This window comes from Enterobacter cloacae complex sp. 385G4 (assembly GCF_057320665.1).
The window spans coordinates 698,534-717,871 of record NZ_JBXWDD010000001.1 but is presented as its reverse complement, the minus strand read 5'-3'; the positions used below and the strand labels follow the sequence as shown (position 1 = coordinate 717,871).

Annotated in this window: 18 protein-coding genes; 5 read left to right on the top strand and 13 right to left on the bottom strand. The window is 56.7% G+C overall.

What is annotated here, in order from left to right; translation table 11 throughout:
• Positions 1 to 26 precede the first annotated feature (26 nt).
• A complete protein-coding gene (locus AC2FAJ_RS03570) occupies positions 27 to 1,412 on the bottom strand; it encodes a NarK family nitrate/nitrite MFS transporter (RefSeq protein WP_163332279.1) in 1,386 nt (461 codons plus the stop codon).
• Positions 1,413 to 1,620: 208 nt separating this feature from the next.
• Positions 1,621 to 2,196: a TetR family transcriptional regulator gene (locus AC2FAJ_RS03565; protein ID WP_485453824.1), complete on the bottom strand. Its 576-nt coding sequence runs from the start codon at positions 2,194 to 2,196 to the stop codon at positions 1,621 to 1,623.
• Between the two features lie 116 nt (positions 2,197 to 2,312).
• Between AC2FAJ_RS03565 and AC2FAJ_RS03560 the strand changes: the two genes are divergently transcribed.
• Entirely contained in the window at positions 2,313 to 3,800 is a 1,488-nt protein-coding gene (locus AC2FAJ_RS03560; protein ID WP_485453823.1) for a SmvA family efflux MFS transporter, read from the top strand.
• Between the two features lie 66 nt (positions 3,801 to 3,866).
• Here the strand turns inward: AC2FAJ_RS03560 and AC2FAJ_RS03555 are convergent, their stop codons facing one another.
• The 7 genes from AC2FAJ_RS03555 to AC2FAJ_RS03525 are packed head-to-tail and all read right to left on the bottom strand — an operon-like array spanning position 3,867 to position 10,317.
• Positions 3,867 to 5,093: a Zn-dependent hydrolase gene (locus AC2FAJ_RS03555; RefSeq protein WP_045630471.1), complete on the bottom strand. Its 1,227-nt coding sequence runs from the start codon at positions 5,091 to 5,093 to the stop codon at positions 3,867 to 3,869.
• Positions 5,090 to 5,572 carry an L-2-amino-thiazoline-4-carboxylic acid hydrolase gene (locus AC2FAJ_RS03550; protein WP_028013263.1) on the bottom strand — a complete coding sequence of 161 codons (483 nt, stop codon included), beginning with the start codon at positions 5,570 to 5,572 and terminating at the stop codon, positions 5,090 to 5,092. The genes AC2FAJ_RS03555 and AC2FAJ_RS03550 overlap by 4 nt, the downstream gene beginning before the upstream one ends.
• Positions 5,573 to 5,589: 17 nt before the next feature.
• Positions 5,590 to 6,747, bottom strand: a complete 1,158-nt coding sequence (locus AC2FAJ_RS03545) for a branched-chain amino acid ABC transporter substrate-binding protein (RefSeq protein WP_485453822.1) — start codon at positions 6,745 to 6,747, stop codon at positions 5,590 to 5,592.
• Between the two features lie 28 nt (positions 6,748 to 6,775).
• On the bottom strand, positions 6,776 to 7,495 hold the full coding sequence (locus AC2FAJ_RS03540) for an ABC transporter ATP-binding protein (protein WP_045630469.1): 720 nt from the start codon (positions 7,493 to 7,495) through the stop codon (positions 6,776 to 6,778).
• Positions 7,488 to 8,255: an ABC transporter ATP-binding protein gene (locus tag AC2FAJ_RS03535; protein WP_028013260.1), complete on the bottom strand. Its 768-nt coding sequence runs from the start codon at positions 8,253 to 8,255 to the stop codon at positions 7,488 to 7,490. The genes AC2FAJ_RS03540 and AC2FAJ_RS03535 overlap by 8 nt, the downstream gene beginning before the upstream one ends.
• Positions 8,252 to 9,358, bottom strand: coding sequence for a branched-chain amino acid ABC transporter permease (locus tag AC2FAJ_RS03530; RefSeq protein ID WP_336222724.1), 1,107 nt, complete (start codon positions 9,356 to 9,358; stop codon positions 8,252 to 8,254). Before AC2FAJ_RS03530 ends, AC2FAJ_RS03535 begins: the two co-directional genes overlap by 4 nt.
• A gap of 8 nt (positions 9,359 to 9,366) precedes the next feature.
• Positions 9,367 to 10,317 carry a branched-chain amino acid ABC transporter permease gene (locus AC2FAJ_RS03525; RefSeq protein ID WP_045630467.1) on the bottom strand — a complete coding sequence of 317 codons (951 nt, stop codon included), beginning with the start codon at positions 10,315 to 10,317 and terminating at the stop codon, positions 9,367 to 9,369.
• Between the two features lie 170 nt (positions 10,318 to 10,487).
• On the opposite strand from AC2FAJ_RS03525, the gene AC2FAJ_RS03520 reads away from it, so the two are divergent.
• Positions 10,488 to 11,432, top strand: coding sequence for a LysR substrate-binding domain-containing protein (locus tag AC2FAJ_RS03520; RefSeq protein WP_028013257.1), 945 nt, complete (start codon positions 10,488 to 10,490; stop codon positions 11,430 to 11,432).
• Positions 11,433 to 11,486: 54 nt separating this feature from the next.
• Here the strand turns inward: AC2FAJ_RS03520 and AC2FAJ_RS03515 are convergent, their stop codons facing one another.
• Positions 11,487 to 12,596 carry a porin OmpC gene (locus AC2FAJ_RS03515; RefSeq protein ID WP_028013256.1) on the bottom strand — a complete coding sequence of 370 codons (1,110 nt, stop codon included), beginning with the start codon at positions 12,594 to 12,596 and terminating at the stop codon, positions 11,487 to 11,489.
• A gap of 475 nt (positions 12,597 to 13,071) precedes the next feature.
• Positions 13,072 to 13,950, bottom strand: a complete 879-nt coding sequence (yddG, locus tag AC2FAJ_RS03510; RefSeq protein ID WP_485453821.1) for an aromatic amino acid DMT transporter YddG — start codon at positions 13,948 to 13,950, stop codon at positions 13,072 to 13,074.
• Positions 13,951 to 14,171: 221 nt separating this feature from the next.
• Between yddG and fdnG the strand changes: the two genes are divergently transcribed.
• Genes fdnG through fdnI form a run of 3 tightly spaced genes read left to right on the top strand, consistent with a single transcriptional unit; the run spans position 14,172 to position 18,764 of the window.
• Positions 14,172 to 17,219: a formate dehydrogenase-N subunit alpha gene (gene fdnG / locus AC2FAJ_RS03505; RefSeq protein ID WP_485453820.1), complete on the top strand. Its 3,048-nt coding sequence runs from the start codon at positions 14,172 to 14,174 to the stop codon at positions 17,217 to 17,219.
• Between the two features lie 11 nt (positions 17,220 to 17,230).
• Entirely contained in the window at positions 17,231 to 18,115 is an 885-nt protein-coding gene (gene fdxH / locus AC2FAJ_RS03500; protein ID WP_041909841.1) for a formate dehydrogenase subunit beta, read from the top strand.
• Complete coding sequence (fdnI, locus tag AC2FAJ_RS03495; protein WP_028013252.1) at positions 18,108 to 18,764, top strand: formate dehydrogenase-N subunit gamma; 657 nt, start codon at positions 18,108 to 18,110, stop codon at positions 18,762 to 18,764. The genes fdxH and fdnI overlap by 8 nt, the downstream gene beginning before the upstream one ends.
• 51 nt (positions 18,765 to 18,815) lie before the next feature.
• On the opposite strand, the gene AC2FAJ_RS03490 is transcribed toward fdnI, so the two are convergent.
• The gene (locus AC2FAJ_RS03490; protein WP_072252039.1) at positions 18,816 to 19,139 is read right to left on the bottom strand and encodes a CcdB family protein; all 324 of its coding nucleotides are present in this window, start codon (positions 19,137 to 19,139) and stop codon (positions 18,816 to 18,818) included.
• A complete protein-coding gene (locus AC2FAJ_RS03485; protein WP_485453819.1) occupies positions 19,139 to 19,327 on the bottom strand; it encodes a hypothetical protein in 189 nt (62 codons plus the stop codon). The genes AC2FAJ_RS03490 and AC2FAJ_RS03485 overlap by 1 nt, the downstream gene beginning before the upstream one ends.
• Positions 19,328 to 19,338 lie beyond the last annotated feature (11 nt).

Genomic DNA, 19,338 nt, shown 5'->3' with positions numbered 1-19,338 from the left:
ATCACGCTCTGGCGAAGATGTAGTTTTTATTTTTTTGAGGATTTACGGCCATACACCAGCCAGGTGACGAACACGCAGACGATGTAAAACACGAGGAACACCTTCATGGCCCCAACCGGCGAACCGGTCATTGCCAGCGATGTGCCGAACGCCTTAGGGATAAAGAACCCGCCAACGGCACCGATGGCGGAGATAAAGCCCAGCGCGGCGGCGGTCTCCGTCACCGCTTCATGCTGCGCCTGCTCGTCCGTGCCGCCCTGCTTTTTGACGCGGTCGAGGGTGATTTGGCGAAAGATAATCGCGATCATCTGGAAGGTCGAACCGCTGCCCAGCCCGGCGGTGAGGAACAGGCCCATAAAGACCAGGTAGAAGGCGATAAAGCTGCCGGAGCCAGAGCCGGGGAGCGTCAGGAAGATCAGGGCGCTGAAGATAGCCATAAAGACGAAGTTAATCAGCGTGACGCGCACGCCGCCCAGCCTGTCAGAGATCATCCCGCCCGCTGAACGCGCCAGCGCACCGATAAGTGGGCCGAAGAAGGCGAGGTGCAGAATGTTCACGTCCGGGAACTGGGTTTTCGACAGCATGGCAAAGCCCGCTGAGAAGCCGATAAACGAGCCGAAGGTAGCAAGATAAAGCAGGCTCAGCAGCCAGAGGTGAAAGCGCTTCAGTACCGGCAGCTGGCTGGCGATAGAGGCCTTAGAGCTGGCGATATCGTTCATGCCAAAAAACGCCGCAAGGGTTGCCAGCAGCAGCAGCGGCGCCCAGACCCAGGCCGCATTGGCCAGCCACATCGTTGAGCCGTCCTCCTGCGGTACGCCGTGCACGCCGAGGAAGGTAAACATTGGCAGGAAAATCACCAGCGGAGCAACCAGCTGCATCACGCTGACGCCCAGATTTCCCAGCCCGCCGTTGATGCCCAGCGCGCTGCCCTGTTTTGCCTTGGGGAAGAAGAAGCTGATGTTACCCATGCTGGAGGCAAAGTTGGCCCCGGCAAAACCGCAGAGCAGGGCAATCACGATAAAGACCCAGTAAGGTGTCGCGGTGTCCTGAATGGCTATCCCCAGCCAGACGCAGGGGATAATCAGGATAACGGTGCTCAATACCGTCCAGTAGCGTCCGCCAAATATTGGCACCATAAACGAGTAGGGGACGCGCAATATCGCGCCAGAGAGTGAAGGTAATGCCGTTAGCATAAAAAGCTGATCGGTGGTGAAATTAAATCCGACTTTATTCAGATTGACCGCAACGGCGCTAAATAACATCCACACGCAAAACGCTAATAGCAGGCAAGCTACAGAAATCCATAGGTTTCTTCGTGCGATATGTTTTCCTTTATTCTCCCAAAATTGCGCGTTTTCAGGTTTCCAGTTACTCAACAGATGGGGATTACTTTTATCACTTTGTTGCGACATATCGCCCTCTTGCTTACCATGTTTGAGAGAAAAATGAAGTAAAAACAAAAAGATGATTAAAGAAGTGTTATTGGTTTTTGGGATGCTTTGGGATACATCTGAAAGGATAGATAAAAAAGCGAACCCCCGAGATTAGAATGAAAATAAGGGCTCGCTTAATGTGTTACTAATTGTAACATTTTGCGGAATTTATACTCCGGAAGGAGTATTAAAACAATTCCAGCGTGATAAGTTTGTCGAGATGTTTATTAAATGCCGCATCGTCCATTTCAGGCATATTTAATACGGTGATCCCATCCAGGCCACAAACCAGCCCTATTAAACGCCATGCGATATTTTCCGCCCGATCGGTAAGCATGAACGCGCTGGCATCAGCCCCGGCGCGGATAATCGCCACGGTTTCCTGATGCCACATCTCCATGGTGAGGACATAAGCCGCTTTGATCTCGGGATCACGGCTGGCGAGAATTTGGGCTTCCCGCCACAGTCGGATATAAGGCTCAAACTTACCATCGTCGCTGCCGAGCATGCTGTGCAACCGCTCTCGCCAGGTGGCACGTTCATCCGCCACGTCGGCATCTAATAGCTCGCGGATCAGGCGAACGAATGCCAGCGATTTTAACTCACCGCCGGAGGCAAAGTGGTGATGAACCTGCCCGGTCGCGACGCCCGCTTCAGTTGCAATGCGCCGCACCGTCATCGCCGCCAGCCCCTCGGCGAGCGCCACGCGCATGGCGGCCTGTAAGATTGCTTCCCGCCGTTCATCCTTGCTCAGATATCGCATGTTTACTCACTCTCAATGGGAATGAAACGAGTGTAACAAAAAGCTGGACACTCGTTCAACTTTACGTAGGATCGCATCCTGGACATGTGTCCATGTTTAAAATGAAAAGGAAATTTATGTTTCGTCAGTGGTTAGCGTTAGTGATTATCGTGCTGGTCTATATCCCGGTCGCGATCGACGCGACGGTGCTGCACGTGGCGGCGCCGACATTGAGCATGACGCTGGGTGCCAGCGGTAACGAATTGTTGTGGATCATTGATATTTACTCGCTGGTGATGGCGGGGATGGTGCTGCCGATGGGTGCCCTGGGTGACCGCATTGGCTTTAAACGCTTGCTGATGATCGGCAGCACGCTGTTTGGGGTGTCGTCCCTGGCGGCCGCGGTTGCACCGTCGGCAGGGTGGCTGATAGCGGCGCGCGCCTCGCTGGCGATCGGTGCGGCGATGATCATTCCGGCCACGCTGGCCGGGATCCGCACGCTGTTTACCGACGCGAAAGATCGTAATATCGCACTTGGCGTCTGGGCGGCCGTTGGCTCAGGTGGCGCGGCATTTGGTCCGCTGATTGGCGGTATGTTACTCGAGCATTTTTACTGGGGATCGGTGTTTTTAATCAACGTGCCGATTGTGCTGGTAGTGGTGTCGCTGGCCGCGCGTTTTGTGCCCCGTCAGCAGGGCCGACCGGAGCAGCCGCTGAATATCAGTCATGCCATCATGCTGATTGTGGCGATTTTGCTGCTGGTCTACAGTGCCAAAACCGCGCTCAAAGGCGTCCTGTCGCCGTGGCTGGTTGCCTCCGCGCTGGTGACCGGCTCGGTGCTGCTGTTTATCTTCGTGCGTATTCAGCTGCGCGCCCGCGTGCCGATGATCGATATGCGCCTGTTCTGCCATCGCATCATTCTGAGCGGCGTGGTAATGGCGATGACCGCCATGATTGCCCTGGTCGGGTTTGAGCTGCTGATGGCGCAGGAATTGCAATTCGTTCACGGCTTTACGCCATTTGAAGCGGGCATGTTTATGCTTCCGGTCATGGTAGCGAGCGGATTCAGCGGGCCGATTGCCGGTGTGCTGGTGGGCCGCCTGGGGCTGCGCATTGTCGCTGCCGGGGGGATGGGGCTCAGCGCCGTCAGCTTTATTGGCCTGTCGATGCTCGACTTCAGCACGCAGCAGTGGCAGGCGTGGGGGCTGATGGTGCTGCTCGGCTTCAGTGCCGCCAGCGCGCTGCTGGCCTCGACCTCCGCCATTATGGCTGCCGCGCCGAAGGAGAAAGCCGCTGCGGCAGGGGCGATTGAAACCATGTCCTATGAACTGGGCGCCGGGCTGGGAATCGCTATTTTTGGTCTGCTGTTGACCCGCAGCTTCTCGGCGTCCATTGACCTGCCGCAGGGGCTGAATGCCTCGCTCGTCGATAAAGCCTCGTCATCCATTGGTGAAGCGATGAAGGTGGCGCAGGATCTGACGCCGTCCCTCGCGGAGCCGGTGATTGAGGCGGCGAAAAGTGCGTTTATTACCTCCCACAGCGTGGCGCTGGGGAGTGCGGGCGGAATGCTGCTGTTACTGGCAGTGGGGATCTGGTTTAGCCTGGCGAAGGTGCCGAAGCCGTAAAACACGCCCGGTGGCGCTGCGCTTACCGGGCCTACGGGCGCGGTTGTCCGAGCCGCGCCACCCGGTTTATTTTTCCTGGGCCGCGGACAGGACGCTGTGCAACAGCACGTTCGCCCCTTTCTCCGACCACTCCGGCAGGATCCTTTCCGCTTCGTTATGGCTGATGCCCTTCACGCAGGGGATAAAAATCATGCTGGCAGGGGCAATCTTGCTGACATAGCAGGTGTCGTGTCCCGCGCCGGAGACCATCGGCTTCGACGAATAGCCCAGTTCCGCCACGGCCTTCTCCGTGCGGGCCAGACATTCGGCATCAAACGCGATGGGCGCGTAGTCAAAAATGCGCTCAACGACAGCCGCCACGCCGCGCAGGCTCAGGCTTTCAGCCACCTTATGCAGCGCCGCCTCCATGGCTTCCAGTGCCGTCAGCGCCGGATGGCGAAACTCCACGCTGCAGACCACCCGAGACGGCACGACGTTGCGCGAGTTTGGCGTAACCTGCGCCATACCGATGGTCGCACGTCCGTCCGGCGCGTGCCGATAGCCAATCTCCTCCACCTTCAGCGCCAGCTCCGAGAACGCGGTCAGCGCGTCGCGTCGGCTGTGCATCGGCGTGGTGCCCGCGTGGGCGGCAAACCCGTCCAGCGTCAGGGTAAACCAGCGCTGGCCCATTGCCGCGCGGACTAACCCGATATCCAGGGCTTCATCTTCCAGAATCGGGCCCTGTTCGATGTGCAGCTCGTAGCAGGCGTGAACCGGAAACGCGCGGGCAGGGGCTTCACCCCGGTAGCCGATGCTTTCCAGCGCTTCACCCACGCTGATACCGTCGCTATCCGCGCGGGAATGGGCGTACGCTTCGCTAAATTGCCCCGTCCAGACCCCTGAAGCGAGCATGGCTGGCGCAAAGCGCGCGCCTTCTTCGTTGGTCCAGTTGACCAGCACAACGTCACGTTCCGTCTCAAGGTGATGGTCATTGAGGGTGCGCAGCAGCTCCAGCCCGGCCAGCACGCCGTAAACCCCGTCGTAGTTCCCTCCCAGCGGCTGGGTATCCACGTGCGAACCGGTCAGGACCGGCGCAAGCTGCGGGTTTTTCCCCGCGCGGCGGATGAACATATTGCCCATGCTGTCGACGTCGCAGGTAAAACCGGCGTCCAGCGCCCAGTCGCGCAGCAGGTTACGCGCAATACGATCTTCCTCGCTCAGTGCCAGACGGGTGACGCCACCGGCGGGCGTGCCGCCGATCTGCGCCATCATCTCAAGCGTTGACCACAGCCGTTCGGCGTTGACGCGGATCATGGCTTGTCCTTACCGCTGCGGTAGCGGAAATCACAGCACGCACCGCCCTGCATAATGGTCGTGGTGCGGGTTAGCTCTACGTCCGGCGCATAGCCAACGATGAATTTTTCATCGCGCGCGCAGGAGAGCAGATGACCGATCTCGCCCAGCCCCATCTCGTGGTACATCTCCGCGTAGCGACAGCGGGTCACGTTGTAGTTGTACTGCTGGTCGTCAGCGTCGATCACCTTCACGTCCAGGGCGTTATCTTTCTCCCACAGATACTGCAGGGCGATAAAGCTCTTGATGTTCGCGCCGTTGGGTTCTTTGCTGGCAAACCCTTTGCCAGCGTCAATCGCGGCCTGCTCAATGGCCTCGCCAATCACCGCCTGGGCGCGGGCTTTCCCTATCTCGCGCACCAGGATTTCATAAATTGGCTTAATAATTTCAGCTTCAATTTTGCGGCGGGCGAGAATGCCCAGCTCATTATTATCACTCATCACATTGCCTCGCTGCGTTACTTCGCTTTTGCGCCGCCCAGCACGGTCTGCGGCTGCCATTTGCCGTCGACAACCTTATAGACCGTGAACGACGGCGATTTCAGGTTGCCCTCTTTATCAAACGCGATCTGTCCGGTAACGCCGGAATAGCTGATGGCGCGCAGGGCGGGCAGATAGTCTGATGGCTCAACGGAGTCTGCTTTTTCCATCGCCGCAACCAGCACGCGGGTGGCGTCATAGGCGAACGGGGCGTGCAGTTCGATATGGGTGTGGTAGCGGGCCTGGTAGGCCTGTTCGAATGCCTTTCCACCCGGCATCTGGTCAACGGGCAGGCCCGGCTCCAGCGCCACAACGCCTTCGCCTTCTTTCTGCGCCAGCTTCAGGAACGTCTGGCTGACGAATCCGCCTGCACCCATCAGCGTGGCATTCATGCCCAGCTGTTTAATGCGGCGAGCCAGCGGTGCGGCCTGGCTGTCGACGCCGCCGAAGAAGATCAGATCGGCGTTTTTACTGCGGATGGCGGTCAGCACGGCGCTGAAATCGACCGTTTTGTCATCCACATACTGACGGTCGACAATTTTCACGCCCTGGGCTTCCAGCGATTTAATAAACTGGTCTGCAAGCCCCTGACCGAAGGCGGTACGGTCGTCGATTACCGCAATGCGTTTGGCTTTCAGGGTGTTAACCGCATACTGACCGGCGAGCTGGCCGCCGTCATCGTCGTGTCCCATCACGCGGAAGCTGGTATCAAAACCTTGTTGCGTATAGGCGTGACCGGTCGCGACCGGTGCCACCTGGGCGATGCCCGCATCGTGATAGACGCGGGCCGCTGGAATGCTGGTGCCGGTGTTCCAGTGGCCGACCACGCCCGCCACATCGCTGTCCACCAGACGCTGCGCGACGGCTACGGCAGTGCGCGGGTCAGACTGATCGTCTTCGGACTGCAGTTTGAAGGTGACCGCTTTGCCGCCGATGGTCGGCTGCTGCTTGTTAATGTCGTCGATGGCCAGCTGCGCGCCGTTCTCCAGATCTTTCCCGATACGTGCTGACGGGCCGGTGAGCGGGCCTGCCAGACCGATAACCACGGTTTCGCCGTCGGCGGCCCACGAGGACGTTGAGGCAAGACCGCCGAGCAGAATAGCGGCGCTGAGCGCACTGATTTTTACTGTTTTCATTGTATTTCCCTGATGTTGGCTGGTGTGGTTAAACGGGCATTTCGCCCAAATAAATGTGTGCAATCTGGTCGTCGTTAAGCAGCGCTGTCGATTCGCCATGATGAACAATGCTGCCGCTGTCCATCACCCACGCGCTGTCGGTCACTTCCAGCGCGAGCCGGGCGTTTTGTTCGATCAGCAGCAGGGCGACGCCGCGCTCGCGCAGCCCGGCAATAACGGCAAATATGTTCTCGACCATCTTCGGGGCAAGGCCCATCGACGGCTCGTCGAGGATCAGCAGGCGCGGGCGGCTGAGAAGGGCGCGGTTAAGGGCCAGCAGCTGTTGCTCGCCGCCGGACAGCAGCCCGGCAAGCTGATGCTGGCGCTCGCCCAGACGCGGGAAACGTTCGAAAATCTCGTTCATCTCGCGCTTAATGGTGACAGCGTCACGTCTTAGCCAGGCGCCCATCTGCAGGTTTTCCAGTACCGTCATGCGGGAGAAGATCCCGCGGCCCTCCGGGACCATGACCAGCCCGTCGCGAAGCAGGGTCTCCGGGCTCTGTTTACGGACCGGCTTACCGCTGAATTCAATACTGCCGCTAAAGCTTTCCAGCCCGGTAATGGCGCGCACGGTGGAGCTTTTCCCCGCGCCGTTAGCGCCGATCAGCGTAGCCTGTTCGCCCTCGTGCAGGGTAAAGGAGACATCGCGTACGGCCTGAATGCCGCCGTAATGCACGTCCAGACGTTCTACCTTCAGTAATTCAGACATGGGCGTTACCTCCAAGCCAGGCGGCGATCACTGCCGGGTCGCGCCGCACGCTTTCCGGCGTACCGCTGGCGAGCGTTTTACCGTAATCAAGCACCGTCAGGCGATCGCAGATGCCCATCACCAGCTTGACGTCATGTTCAATCATCAGCAGGGTTTTGCCGTCATCGCGGATGCGGATGAGCAGCTCGCCGAGCGCCACTTTTTCCGCCGCGTTCATTCCTGCGGCGGGCTCGTCCAGCGCCAGCAGCAGCGGATCCGTCGCCAGCGCGCGGGCGATTTCAAGGCGACGCTGATGACCATAGGCCAGATCGCAGGCGCGATAGTGGGCGAACTGCGCAATGCCGGTATAGTCCAGCCAGTGCCAGGCCAGCTCGCGGGTCTGCTTCTCTTCCTCGCGGGCGCGTTTATGGCGGCTCAGCGCGGCCCACAGGCCGTTACGGGTGCGCACGTGGCGGCCCACCATAACGTTTTCCAGCACCGACATCTCGTTGAAGAGGCGCACGTTCTGGAAGGTGCGGGCAATCCCGGCGGCGGTGACTTTCTCTATGTGTTTTGGGAAGTAGGGCTTATCGGCAATCGAAAACTCACCGCTGTCCGCCGGATAAAGCCCGGTGATCAGGTTAAAGCAGGTGGTTTTTCCCGCGCCGTTGGGGCCAATCAGCCCGTAGATTTCCCCTCTGTTCACGGTGATCGAAACGTCATCCACGGCAGTCAGCCCGCCGAAGCGTTTTGACATGTTGCGTACGGTTAACAGGCTCATGCCTTCACCTCCTTGTGGCGTACCGGCCAGAGGCCTGACGGGCGCACCAGCATGACCAGTACCAGTGCCAGACCGTAAAACAGCTGGCGCAGCACTTCCGGGTCAATCAGAACCGTACCGAACAGCGCCTGCTGAACCGGCGCTGCCTGGCTGCGCAGCAGTTCCGGCAGGGCGGTAAGCAGTACCGCGCCCAGGATCACGCCCGGTATGTGCCCCATACCGCCCAGCACCACCATCGCCAGTACGGCAATGGACTCCTGCAGCGTGAAGGATTCCGGGGAGACAAAGCCCTGAAACGCGCCGAAAAGCGCACCTGCTATGCCGCCAAAGGAAGCGCCCATCGCAAAGGCGAGCAGCTTATAGTTACGCACGTTGATGCCCATCGCGCGGGCCACATCTTCATCCTCACGGATGGCGTGCCAGGCGCGGCCAATACGGGAATGCTGCAGGCGCAGGCAGACAAAAATAATCGCTACAATCACCAGCATCAGCAGGTAGTACCACAGCCACAGGGCGGGCACTTTGAAACCAAACCAGTGGTAGACGCCGCTAAACTTCAGGCCGAACAGGTTCAGCGTATCCACCCCGGTAATGCCCTTTGCGCCGTTGGTGATGTTTACCGGACGGTCGAGGTTGCGCATCAGGATGCGGATAATTTCGCCAAAGCCGAGGGTCACTATCGCCAGGTAGTCCCCGCGCAGCTTCAGCGTGGGCGCACCGAGTAAAATCCCGCAGACTGCCGCCACGAGGGCCGCCAGCGGAATAATGAGCAGATACGAGGTGTGCAGCCCGTCCGGGAACCAGACGCCGAGGATCGGAAACACTTCCAGCAGGTGTGGGGAGGCCATCAGTGCCGCGAGGTAGGCGCCGACGGCGTAAAAGGCGATAAAGCCCATGTCCAGCAGGCCGGTATAGCCGACCACAATATTGAGCCCGAGCGCCAGCATGATGTAGAGCAGGGCAAAGTCGATAACGCGCACCCAGTAGTTGCCGCCGAGCTGCGTGGCCACCACGGGCGCTATCAGCAGCGCGAGGCAGAACAGGCTCATGCCTGACCAGAATTTGCGCGTCGCCGCCGGGGCCTGAATTTGAAGTGTTGTCATGGTATTCCTTACGCCCTGTGCGCTACGCGCTCGCCCAGCAGGCCAGCCGGACGGAAGACCAGCACCAGGATCAGCACCATAAAGGCAAAGACATCCTGATAGTTGCTGCCAAATACACCGTGGGTCAGTTCACCCAGGTAGCCTGCGCCCAGCGCTTCGATAATGCCGAGCAGGATGCCGCCAATCATGGCACCCCGAATGTTACCAATGCCCCCAAGCACTGCGGCGGTAAAGGCCTTGATCCCGGGTAAAAAGCCCATCGAGAAGCTGGCGTTACCGTAGTTGCTGGCCATCATTACGCCTGCCAGTGCGGCAAACGCCCCGCCAATCGCAAACGTCAGGGTGATAATGGCGTTTGGGTTAACCCCCATCAGCGTGGCCACGCGCGGGTTTTCCGCCACGGCGCGCATGCCGCGCCCCAGACGGGTGTATTCCACCAGCAGCCACAGCCCGGTCATCACCGCCAGCGCCAGCGCCACGGTGACAATACCGGTAACGGTCACGATGGCGGGCGGGTGCATTTCACTGCCTGACGTCACGGTAATCGGATCCATGGGCAGGATCTGCGGGAACATCAGCGGGTTGCGCGTCCAGATAATCATCGCCACGGTTTGCAGCAGGACGGATACGCCGATACCCGAGATCAGCGGCGCCAGGCGCGGAGCGTTGCGCAGTCGACGGTAGGCAAATCGCTCCACGGCCATGGCCAGCAGGGCGCACACGACCATGGCAATCATCAGGGCAACGCCGAGCTGCAACAGCAGCGGCATATGCGGGAAGGTGCTATTCAGGGCGTTAATGGCGGAGAGCGTGGTGAGCGCGCCGACCATCAGAATATCCCCGTGGGCAAAGTTAATAATGCGCAAAATGCCATACACCATGGTATAGCCCAGCGCGATCAGCGCGTAGATGCTTCCCAGCATCACACCGTTGATCAGTTGTTGTATGAGTGTATCCAACGTTTGTACCCGCAAAGTGCTCGTTCTGCGGCTACCATCCAATAAATGAATTAAATTGTAAAATACACATCTATTATTTCTTATGATAAATAAATATTGTTTTATGTTTATGATTTAAATGAAAATAGTTAAAGCCTGCTTTTGGGTGAAAAGCCTAAAGAAATCAACATATGAATAAAACAGAACAATTGGCGAGCCTGACGGCGTTTGCAGAGAGCCGCCTGGCAAACGATCCGCCGCTTCGGGCCGTTCGTGCATTCGAGGCCATCGCCAGGCTGGGGAGCGTCACGCTGGCCGCGCAGGAGCTGGATATCTCTCCGTCGGCCGTCAGTCATCAGCTCAAGGTGCTCGAAGGATACCTGCAAATGCCGCTCACGGAACGTCAGGGACGCAGGCTGGTGCTGAGCCAGCACGGGCGGGAATATTACCGCTCGATCCGTGCGGCCTTTAACGTGTTGCGCCAGGCGACGGAGCACCTGGCGGAGCAGGCGCAAACGCGTCAGGTCACCATCAGCCTGATTCCGCTTTTTGGTATGGGTTGGTTTATCCCGCGCTTGCCTGCGTTCATGCGCGCCAATCCGCAAACCGAGATCAACGTGGTGTATGCCAATCACCGTAACTATCTGAGCGACGCGTCGGATATGTCGATTCGTTTTGGTAACGGGCAGTGGGCGGGGTATCAGAGTGAAAAGCTGATTTCCGGCCAGATGGTGCCGGTGTGCAGCCGCGCGTTTTTGCGCGTTCATGGCCATATCGACACGCCTGAACAGCTGCTGCAAATGCCGCTGCTGCACGATGAAGAGCGTACGAGCTGGACGCAGTGGTTTTTGTTGCAGGGGGTAAAACGTCCACTCCGGCGCAGCGGCCCGCTGTTTGAAGACGGGCTATTGACGCTGGCGGGCGTTCAGGCAGGGCTGGGATGTGCGCTCATGCGTGAGCCGCTGATTGCGCCATATCTTGAGAGCGGCGAGCTGGTCAAGATATTTGACTTACCGATTGATGACGGGCGCGATTATTACCTCTGCGTGCGTTCAGATTCAGAGATGACCGAAGACGGCAAGCTGCTGCAAACCTGGCTGCGTCGGGCGGCAGGCGGGGAGTTGTCTGTCGGGTAAAAGCGGAAGATAAAAAAAGCCAGCGTGTTACGCTGGCTTTTGTACTGACAAATCTTAGAACTGGTAGGTCAGACCCAGCGCCACGATGTTGTCGGTACCGATACCTGCCTGGCGAGTGAACTGGTTGTCGTCGAGCAGGTTGATTTTGTAATCCACGTAGGTGGACATGTTTTTGTTAAAATAATAGGTCGTGCCAACATCGATGTATTTAACCAGATCCTGGTCGCCGAAGTTCTCGATGTCTTTGCCTTTAGACTGCAGGTAAGCGATGGATGGACGCAGGCCAAAGTCGAACTGATACTGAGCCACAACTTCGAAGTTTTGCGCCTTGTTTGCAAAGCCGTAGATGTCGCTGCGGTTACCGTTAGAGGTGCCGAAACGGGTTGCGTTATAGGTCTGAGAGTACTGCGCCGCGAGGTAAACGTTGTTCGCGTCGTACTTCACGCCGCCGCTGTACACTTCAGCGCGGTCGCCTTCACCGTATACGCCTGCTGCATTCTGGTCAGCGGTACGACGGGAAGAGGACATTGCACCACCGACGCTGAAGCCTTCACCCAGATCGTAAGTCAGAGACGCGCCGTAGCCGTCGCCGTTCTGGTTCAGCAGGCTGCGGCCGTTAGTGTTTTCACCGCTTACGCTGCCATTTTTACCCTGGTACTGCAGGGCAAAGTTCAGGCCGTCAACCAGACCGAAGAAGTCCTGGTTACGGTAAGTTGCCACGCCGTTTGCACGAGACTGCAGGAAGTTGTCGGCACCGTAGGTGTCACCGCCGAATTCTGGCAGAACGTCGGTCCAGGAAGTCACGTCGTAAATCACGCCGTAGTTACGACCGTAATCGAATGAACCGGCTTCAGCGAACTTCAGACCTGCGAAGGCCACACGGGTCCAGGACTGGTTGTCGCCTTCGTCCTTGTTACCCTGAATCTGGTATTCCCACTGGCCGTAACCGGACAGCTGGTCGTTAACCTGGGTTTCACCCTTGAAGCCGATACGCATGTAGGTTTTATCACCGTCTGCGCCTGCGTCATCAGAGAAATAGTGCAGACCTGTCACTTTACCGTACAGATCCAGCTTGTTACCGTCTTTGTTATAAATCTCAGCTGCGTTTACAACGCCTGCTGCCAACATGGAAGTGACTGCCACTGCAACTAATTTAAGTTTCATCTTAAATATTCCTTATAATTTTTTTCAGTATTTCCTGAACCATCGCGAACGATTTCTAAACGAGGCTGTTCGTCAACGGCGTGCTATTTTTAAAAATCTTGTAGTTGTCTTTCAATAATAAGTTTCAAAATATGAGTAATAATTTCATTTAGTGTGATCGAGATCGGGTTAATGACGCCTGAATAAAATGTTGTGGCGATTATTTAATCAGTATGAGTTTATTTTTTGGCAACCATGATGGCGAATATTATTGCATTTCGTGTTATTAAGAGCGGTAATATTCGCAGGGAAGTAGTTACGCAGCGGTGTCAGGTTATGTCAATTTGATGCCGGGGGAATTGACGAAGGAAGCTAATATAAACAGAACATCAACAAATGCACTAATGTTCTGATTAATATATTACGATGTGATCACATATTAAATTTATGTTAATTTTTATGCCGGATTTAATCGAACCCGGCATAAATCTGAACCCTATTTTCGTGTAGCGTACCAGCAGAGCAATGACCCGGCGCAGACCATCAACGCGCCCTGCCAGAACGAAAAAGAGAGGGGTGAGCTTAGCAGCACGGCTGCAAGCGCGGCGGAGAGCACGGGAGTAAAATAGGATACGGAAGCCAGCACCGTGACGTTACCGTGCAGAATGCCAATATTCCATGCCGCATAGCCAAACCCAAGCGCAATGCCGCACATAACGAGCTTCACGATAACCGGAAAGCTGAACACCATTTCTGGCTGATCGCTAATAGTATATTTCACCCACAGGCTCAGCGCAGTGAGCAAAACAAAGAGGGTAATACCGTTTTGCCCTTTGGCAAATTTGGCGGTTACGGTGCAGTAGGCGGCCCAGATAAATGCTCCGGCAAAAGCAAGCGTATAGCTAAGGGGATTAGAGACGACATTGCGGATTATTTCATCAATGTGTAATCCTTGCTCACCCCCTAATACCCAACATACACCGAGCAGTGCGAGGATTAAGCCGGGGATAACCCACAGCGTTGATTTCTGTCCGTTGAATAAAATAGCAAAGACGATCGTCAGGCTCGGCCAGAGATAATTAACCATACCGACTTCTATGGCCTGCGCTCGCGTGGCGGCATAGCCTAACGACAGCGCCAGACAAATTTCGTAACTGACAAACAGTACGCTGCCTGCAATAAGATACCCGGGTGAAAAACGTTTAATATCAGGAAATCCTACCGTTACCAGGCACAATAACCCACTAAGGGTGTAAATCATCGCCGCGCCGCCGACGGGCCCAAGCCCCTCGCTTACGCTGCGAATCAGGCCCACCATTGTGCTCCATAGCAGTATCGCCGCCAGCCCCGTGAGCGTTGCTCTCTTTCTGTCCATTACGTTTTCATCGCTAATAAAATCAAAGGGAAAATGTATAGCATTAATTCTGACCCTGTCGCGAATTATTCTCTTACGTGTTTAACCCTTAAGGGGTATTCAAACGCGGCAGCGGTGACTATTAAGGGGGCGACGTCAGGCGACCTTGATTTGACGCAAAAAAAACAGGGGCTTTAATGTTAGTTTGCGGCGCGAAGTCTTATCAGATAACGAGGACAACAATGGACGTCAGCCGCAGACAATTTTTCAAAATCTGCGCGGGCGGTATGGCCGGAACCACAGCCGCAATGCTGGGATTTGCTCCCAAAATGGCGCTGGCTCAGGCACGCAACTATAAGCTGCTGCGTGCGAAAGAGATCCGTAACACCTGCACATACTGCTCCGTGGGTTGTGGGCTATTGATGTATAGCCTGGGCGATGGCGCGAAGAACGCCAGAGAAGCGATTTACCATATTGAAGGGGATCCGGATCATCCGGTGAGCCGTGGGGCGCTGTGCCCGAAAGGGGCGGGACTGCTGGACTATGTCCACAGCGAAAACCGCCTCCGCTACCCGGAATACCGCGCGCCGGGCTCCGACAAATGGCAGCGTATCTCCTGGGATGAGGCGTTCTCCCGTATTGCAAAACTGATGAAAGCTGACCGTGACGCCAACTTTATTGAAAAGAACGAGCAGGGCGTGACGGTCAACCGCTGGCTCTCTACCGGGATGCTGTGTGCATCTGCGGCAAGCAATGAAACCGGCATGCTGACGCAAAAATTTGTGCGCTCTCTCGGCATGCTGGCGGTAGACAACCAGGCGCGCGTCTGACACGGACCAACGGTAGCAAGTCTTGCTCCAACATTTGGTCGCGGTGCGATGACCAACCACTGGGTTGATATTAAAAACGCAAACGTCGTGGTGGTGATGGGCGGTAACGCCGCTGAAGCCCATCCGGTGGGATTCCGCTGGGCGATGGAAGCGAAAAACAACAACGATGCGACGCTCATCGTCGTCGATCCGCGCTTTACGCGTACGGCATCGGTGGCGGATATCTATGCGCCGATCCGCTCCGGTACGGACATTACGTTCCTCTCCGGGGTTCTGCTGTACTTGATCGAAAACAACAAAATTAACGCGGACTACGTTAAGCATTACACCAACGCGAACCTGCTGGTGCGGGATGATTTTGCCTTCGATGACGGGCTGTTCAGCGGCTATGACGCTGAAAAACGTCAGTACGACAAGACGTCCTGGAACTATCAGTTCGATGAAAACGGCTATGCGATGCGGGATGAAACGCTCACGCATCCGCGCTGCGTGTGGAACCTGCTGAAGCAGCACGTTTCCCGCTATACGCCGGACGTGGTGGAGAACATCTGCGGCACGCCGAAAACGGACTTCCTGAAGGTGTGCGAGGTGCTGGCCTCCACCAGCGCCGCTGACAGAACCACCACGTTCCTGTATGCGCTGGGCTGGACGCAGCACACCGTGGGCGCGCAGAACATCCGTACCATGGCGATGATCCAGTTGCTGCTCGGCAACATGGGGATGGCCGGTGGCGGCGTGAACGCTCTTCGAGGCCACTCTAACATTCAGGGCTTAACCGATCTCGGTCTGCTCTCCACCAGCCTGCCGGGCTACCTGACGCTGCCGTCAGAAAAGCAGGCCAGTCTGCAAGCGTATCTTGAAGCTAATACGCCAAAAGCAACGCTGCCGGACCAGGTGAACTACTGGAGCAACTATCCGAAGTTCTACGTCAGCCTGATGAAATCCTTCTACGGCGACGCGGCGCAGAAGGAGAATGACTGGGGCTTTGAGTGGCTGCCCAAGTGGGATCAGGCTTACGACGTCATCAAGTATTTCAACATGATGGATAAGGGCGACGTCACCGGTTATATCTGCCAGGGCTTTAACCCGGTGGCGTCATTCCCGGATAAAAACAAAGTCGTGCGCAGCCTGAGCAAGCTGAAGTACATGGTGGTTATCGATCCGCTGGTGACCGAGACCTCCACCTTCTGGCAGAACCACGGGGAATCGAACGATGTCGATCCGGCGTCGATTCAGACCGAAGTGTTCCGCCTGCCGTCCACCTGCTTTGCGGAAGAGGACGGCTCTATTGCCAACTCCGGCCGCTGGCTGCAATGGCACTGGAAAGGGCAGGATGCACCGGGCGAAGCGCGTAACGACGGCGAAATTCTGGCCGGCATTTATCATCGTCTGCGCGAAATGTACCGCAGCGAAGGCGGCAAAGGCGCTGAGCCGCTGCTGAAGATGAGCTGGCACTACAAGCAGCCGGATCGTCCTGAGTCTGAGGAAGTCGCGAAAGAGAACAACGGCGTGGCGCTGGCGGATCTGTATGACGCGAGCGGCAACCTGGTCGCGAAAAAAGGCCAGCTGCTGAACAGCTTTGCGCTGCTGCGCGATGACGGGACAACGGCATCGTCCTGCTGGATCTACACCGGCAGCTGGACGGAGCAGGGTAACCAGATGGCGAACCGCGATAACGCTGACCCGTCAGGCCTGGGCAACACGCTGGGCTGGGCATGGGCGTGGCCGCTGAACCGTCGCGTGCTGTACAACCGCGCGTCCGCCGACGTGAACGGCAAGCCGTGGGATCCGAAACGGATGCTGATCCAGTGGAACGGGGCGAAGTGGACGGGGAACGACATTCCGGATTACAACACCGCCGCGCCGGGCAGCAACACCGGGCCATTCATCATGCAGCCGGAAGGGCTGGGGCGCCTGTTCGCCCTCAACAAGCTGGCAGAAGGGCCATTCCCGGAACACTACGAGCCGATGGAAACGCCGCTGGGGACCAACCCGCTGCACCCGAACGTGGTCTCAAGCCCGGTGGTGCGCATCTACGAAGAGGACGTGCTGCGCTTAGGCAAAAAGGACAAATTCCCGTACGTGGGGACGACCTACCGCCTGACCGAGCATTTCCACACCTGGACCAAGCACGCGCGGCTTAATGCCATCGCGCAGCCGGAACAGTTTGTGGAGATAAGCGAAACGCTAGCTAAGGCGAAAGGCATTGCCAATGGCGATCGCGTGAAGGTTAGCAGCAAGCGCGGCTTTATTCGCGCCGTGGCGGTGGTGACCCGTCGTTTGCAAAGTCTGAACGTGCACGGCCAGCAGGTGGAAACCGTCGGTATTCCGCTGCACTGGGGCTTTGAAGGGGTGGCGCAGAAAGGCTATATCGCCAACACCCTGACGCCAAACGTCGGCGATTCCAACTCGCAAACGCCGGAGTACAAAGCGTTTCTGGTCAACATCGAGAAAGCGTAAGGAGCGATTAAATGGCGATGGAAACACAAGACATTATTAAACGCTCCGCGACTAACCCGATTACCCCCGCGCCTCGCGCGCGGGACTACAAGGCAGAAGTCGCCAAGCTTATCGACGTCTCCTCCTGCGTGGGCTGTAAGGCCTGCCAGGTGGCCTGTTCGGAGTGGAACGATATCCGCGACGAGGTGGGGCACTGCGTCGGGGTTTACGATAACCCGGCGGATCTGAGCGCCAAATCCTGGACGGTGATGCGTTTTAGCGAAACCGAGCAGAACGGCAGGCTGGAGTGGCTGATCCGCAAGGACGGCTGTATGCACTGTGAAGATCCGGGTTGCCTGAAGGCGTGTCCGTCTGCCGGTGCGATAATTCAGTACGCCAACGGGATCGTCGACTTCCAGCAGGATAACTGCATCGGCTGTGGCTACTGCATCGCGGGCTGTCCGTTTAATATCCCGCGCCTCAATAAAGAGGATAACCGGGTATACAAATGCACCCTGTGCGTAGACCGCGTCAGCGTCGGGCAGGAGCCTGCCTGCGTGAAGACCTGTCCGACCGGGGCGATCCACTTCGGCACCAAAAAAGAGATGCTCGACGTGGCGCAAGAGCGCGTGGACAAGCTGAAAGCGCGCGGCTACGACAAGGCGGGCATTTACAACCCGCAGGGCGTGGGCGGCACGCACGTGATGTACGTGCTGCATCACAACGACCAGCCGGAGCTGTATCACAACCTGCCGAAAGATCCGGCGATCGATACCTCCATTAACCTGTGGAAAGGGGCGCTTAAACCGCTCTCTGCGGCGGGCTTTATCGCCACCTTTGCGGGGCTGATCTATCACTACATCGGTATCGGCCCGAATAAAGAGGTGGATGACGACGAGGAGGAGCATCATGAGTAAGTCGAAAATGATAGTGCGCACCAAATTTGTCGATCGCGCCTGTCACTGGACGGTGGTCATTTGCTTCTTCCTGGTGGCGGTATCCGGCATTTCGTTCTTTTTCCCGACGCTACAGTGGCTTACGGAAACCTTCGGGACGCCGCAGATGGGGCGCATTCTGCACCCGTTCTTCGGCGTGCTGATTTTCGTGGTGCTGATGTTTATGTTCGTGCGCTTTGTCCATCACAATATTCCGGACAAGCAGGACATCCCGTGGGTGAAAGGAATTGTCGAAGTCCTGAAGGGTAACGAGCATAAAGTCGCGAAGGTGGGGAAATACAATGCCGGACAGAAGATGATGTTCTGGACCATCATGAGCATGATTTTTGTGCTGCTGGTGACCGGGGTGATGATCTGGCGTCCTTATTTTGCACAGTACTTCCCGATCCAGGTAGTGCGTTACGCGCTGCTAATTCACGCGACGTCGGCCATCATCCTGATTCATGCCATCCTGATCCATATGTATATGGCATTCTGGGTAAAAGGGTCGATCAAAGGGATGATTGAAGGGAAGGTGAGCCGCCGCTGGGCGCAGAAACATCACCCTCGCTGGTATCGTGATGTGGAACGGCTGGAGGCGAAACAGGAAAGTACGGAAGGGATGAAGTAAGACCTGCGCCGTCGGCTCTGCCCGGCGGCGCTGCGCTTGCGCGGGCCTACGTTATGTATTCGTCACTAGCGCATCTATCGCTGCGATAACAGTACTTCTCGCGCAGCGAAGGTTGCATACAAAATTTTTATTATGTAGTTTCTTTTTCTCCACGTGTGTTATGCCAGCGGTATTAAGAAAATATCGCTGAAAATCAATATTTATTAACGGTGCCGCGGCGTTGACATGGCCACGTAAATAGTTGTGGTAACTTAATGGAATAATCAGTCTTGTTGATAAATCATCATAATAGTCATGTTGAATTATCATAAAATAAGGCTGGTAGTCCCGTGTTCTCTCTGAAGGGTTACGGTAAACGTCAAACTGAAAGCACATTAAATCCCTCCAAAGAAAGGATCGTCTGATAATAGTCCCGCTTTAGCCGTAAAATCATTCATGGCTCTTATGAACTCTTTATCTTGCTGATGCTGTCGTCTTTGCGCCGCTGGTGTCTGGGCTTTTCGGGAGGCGTCACTCGGCACGCTCTCCCTTCTGCCATAGTCTTTGCTTCGATTTTGTTTCATCACTATCTCCT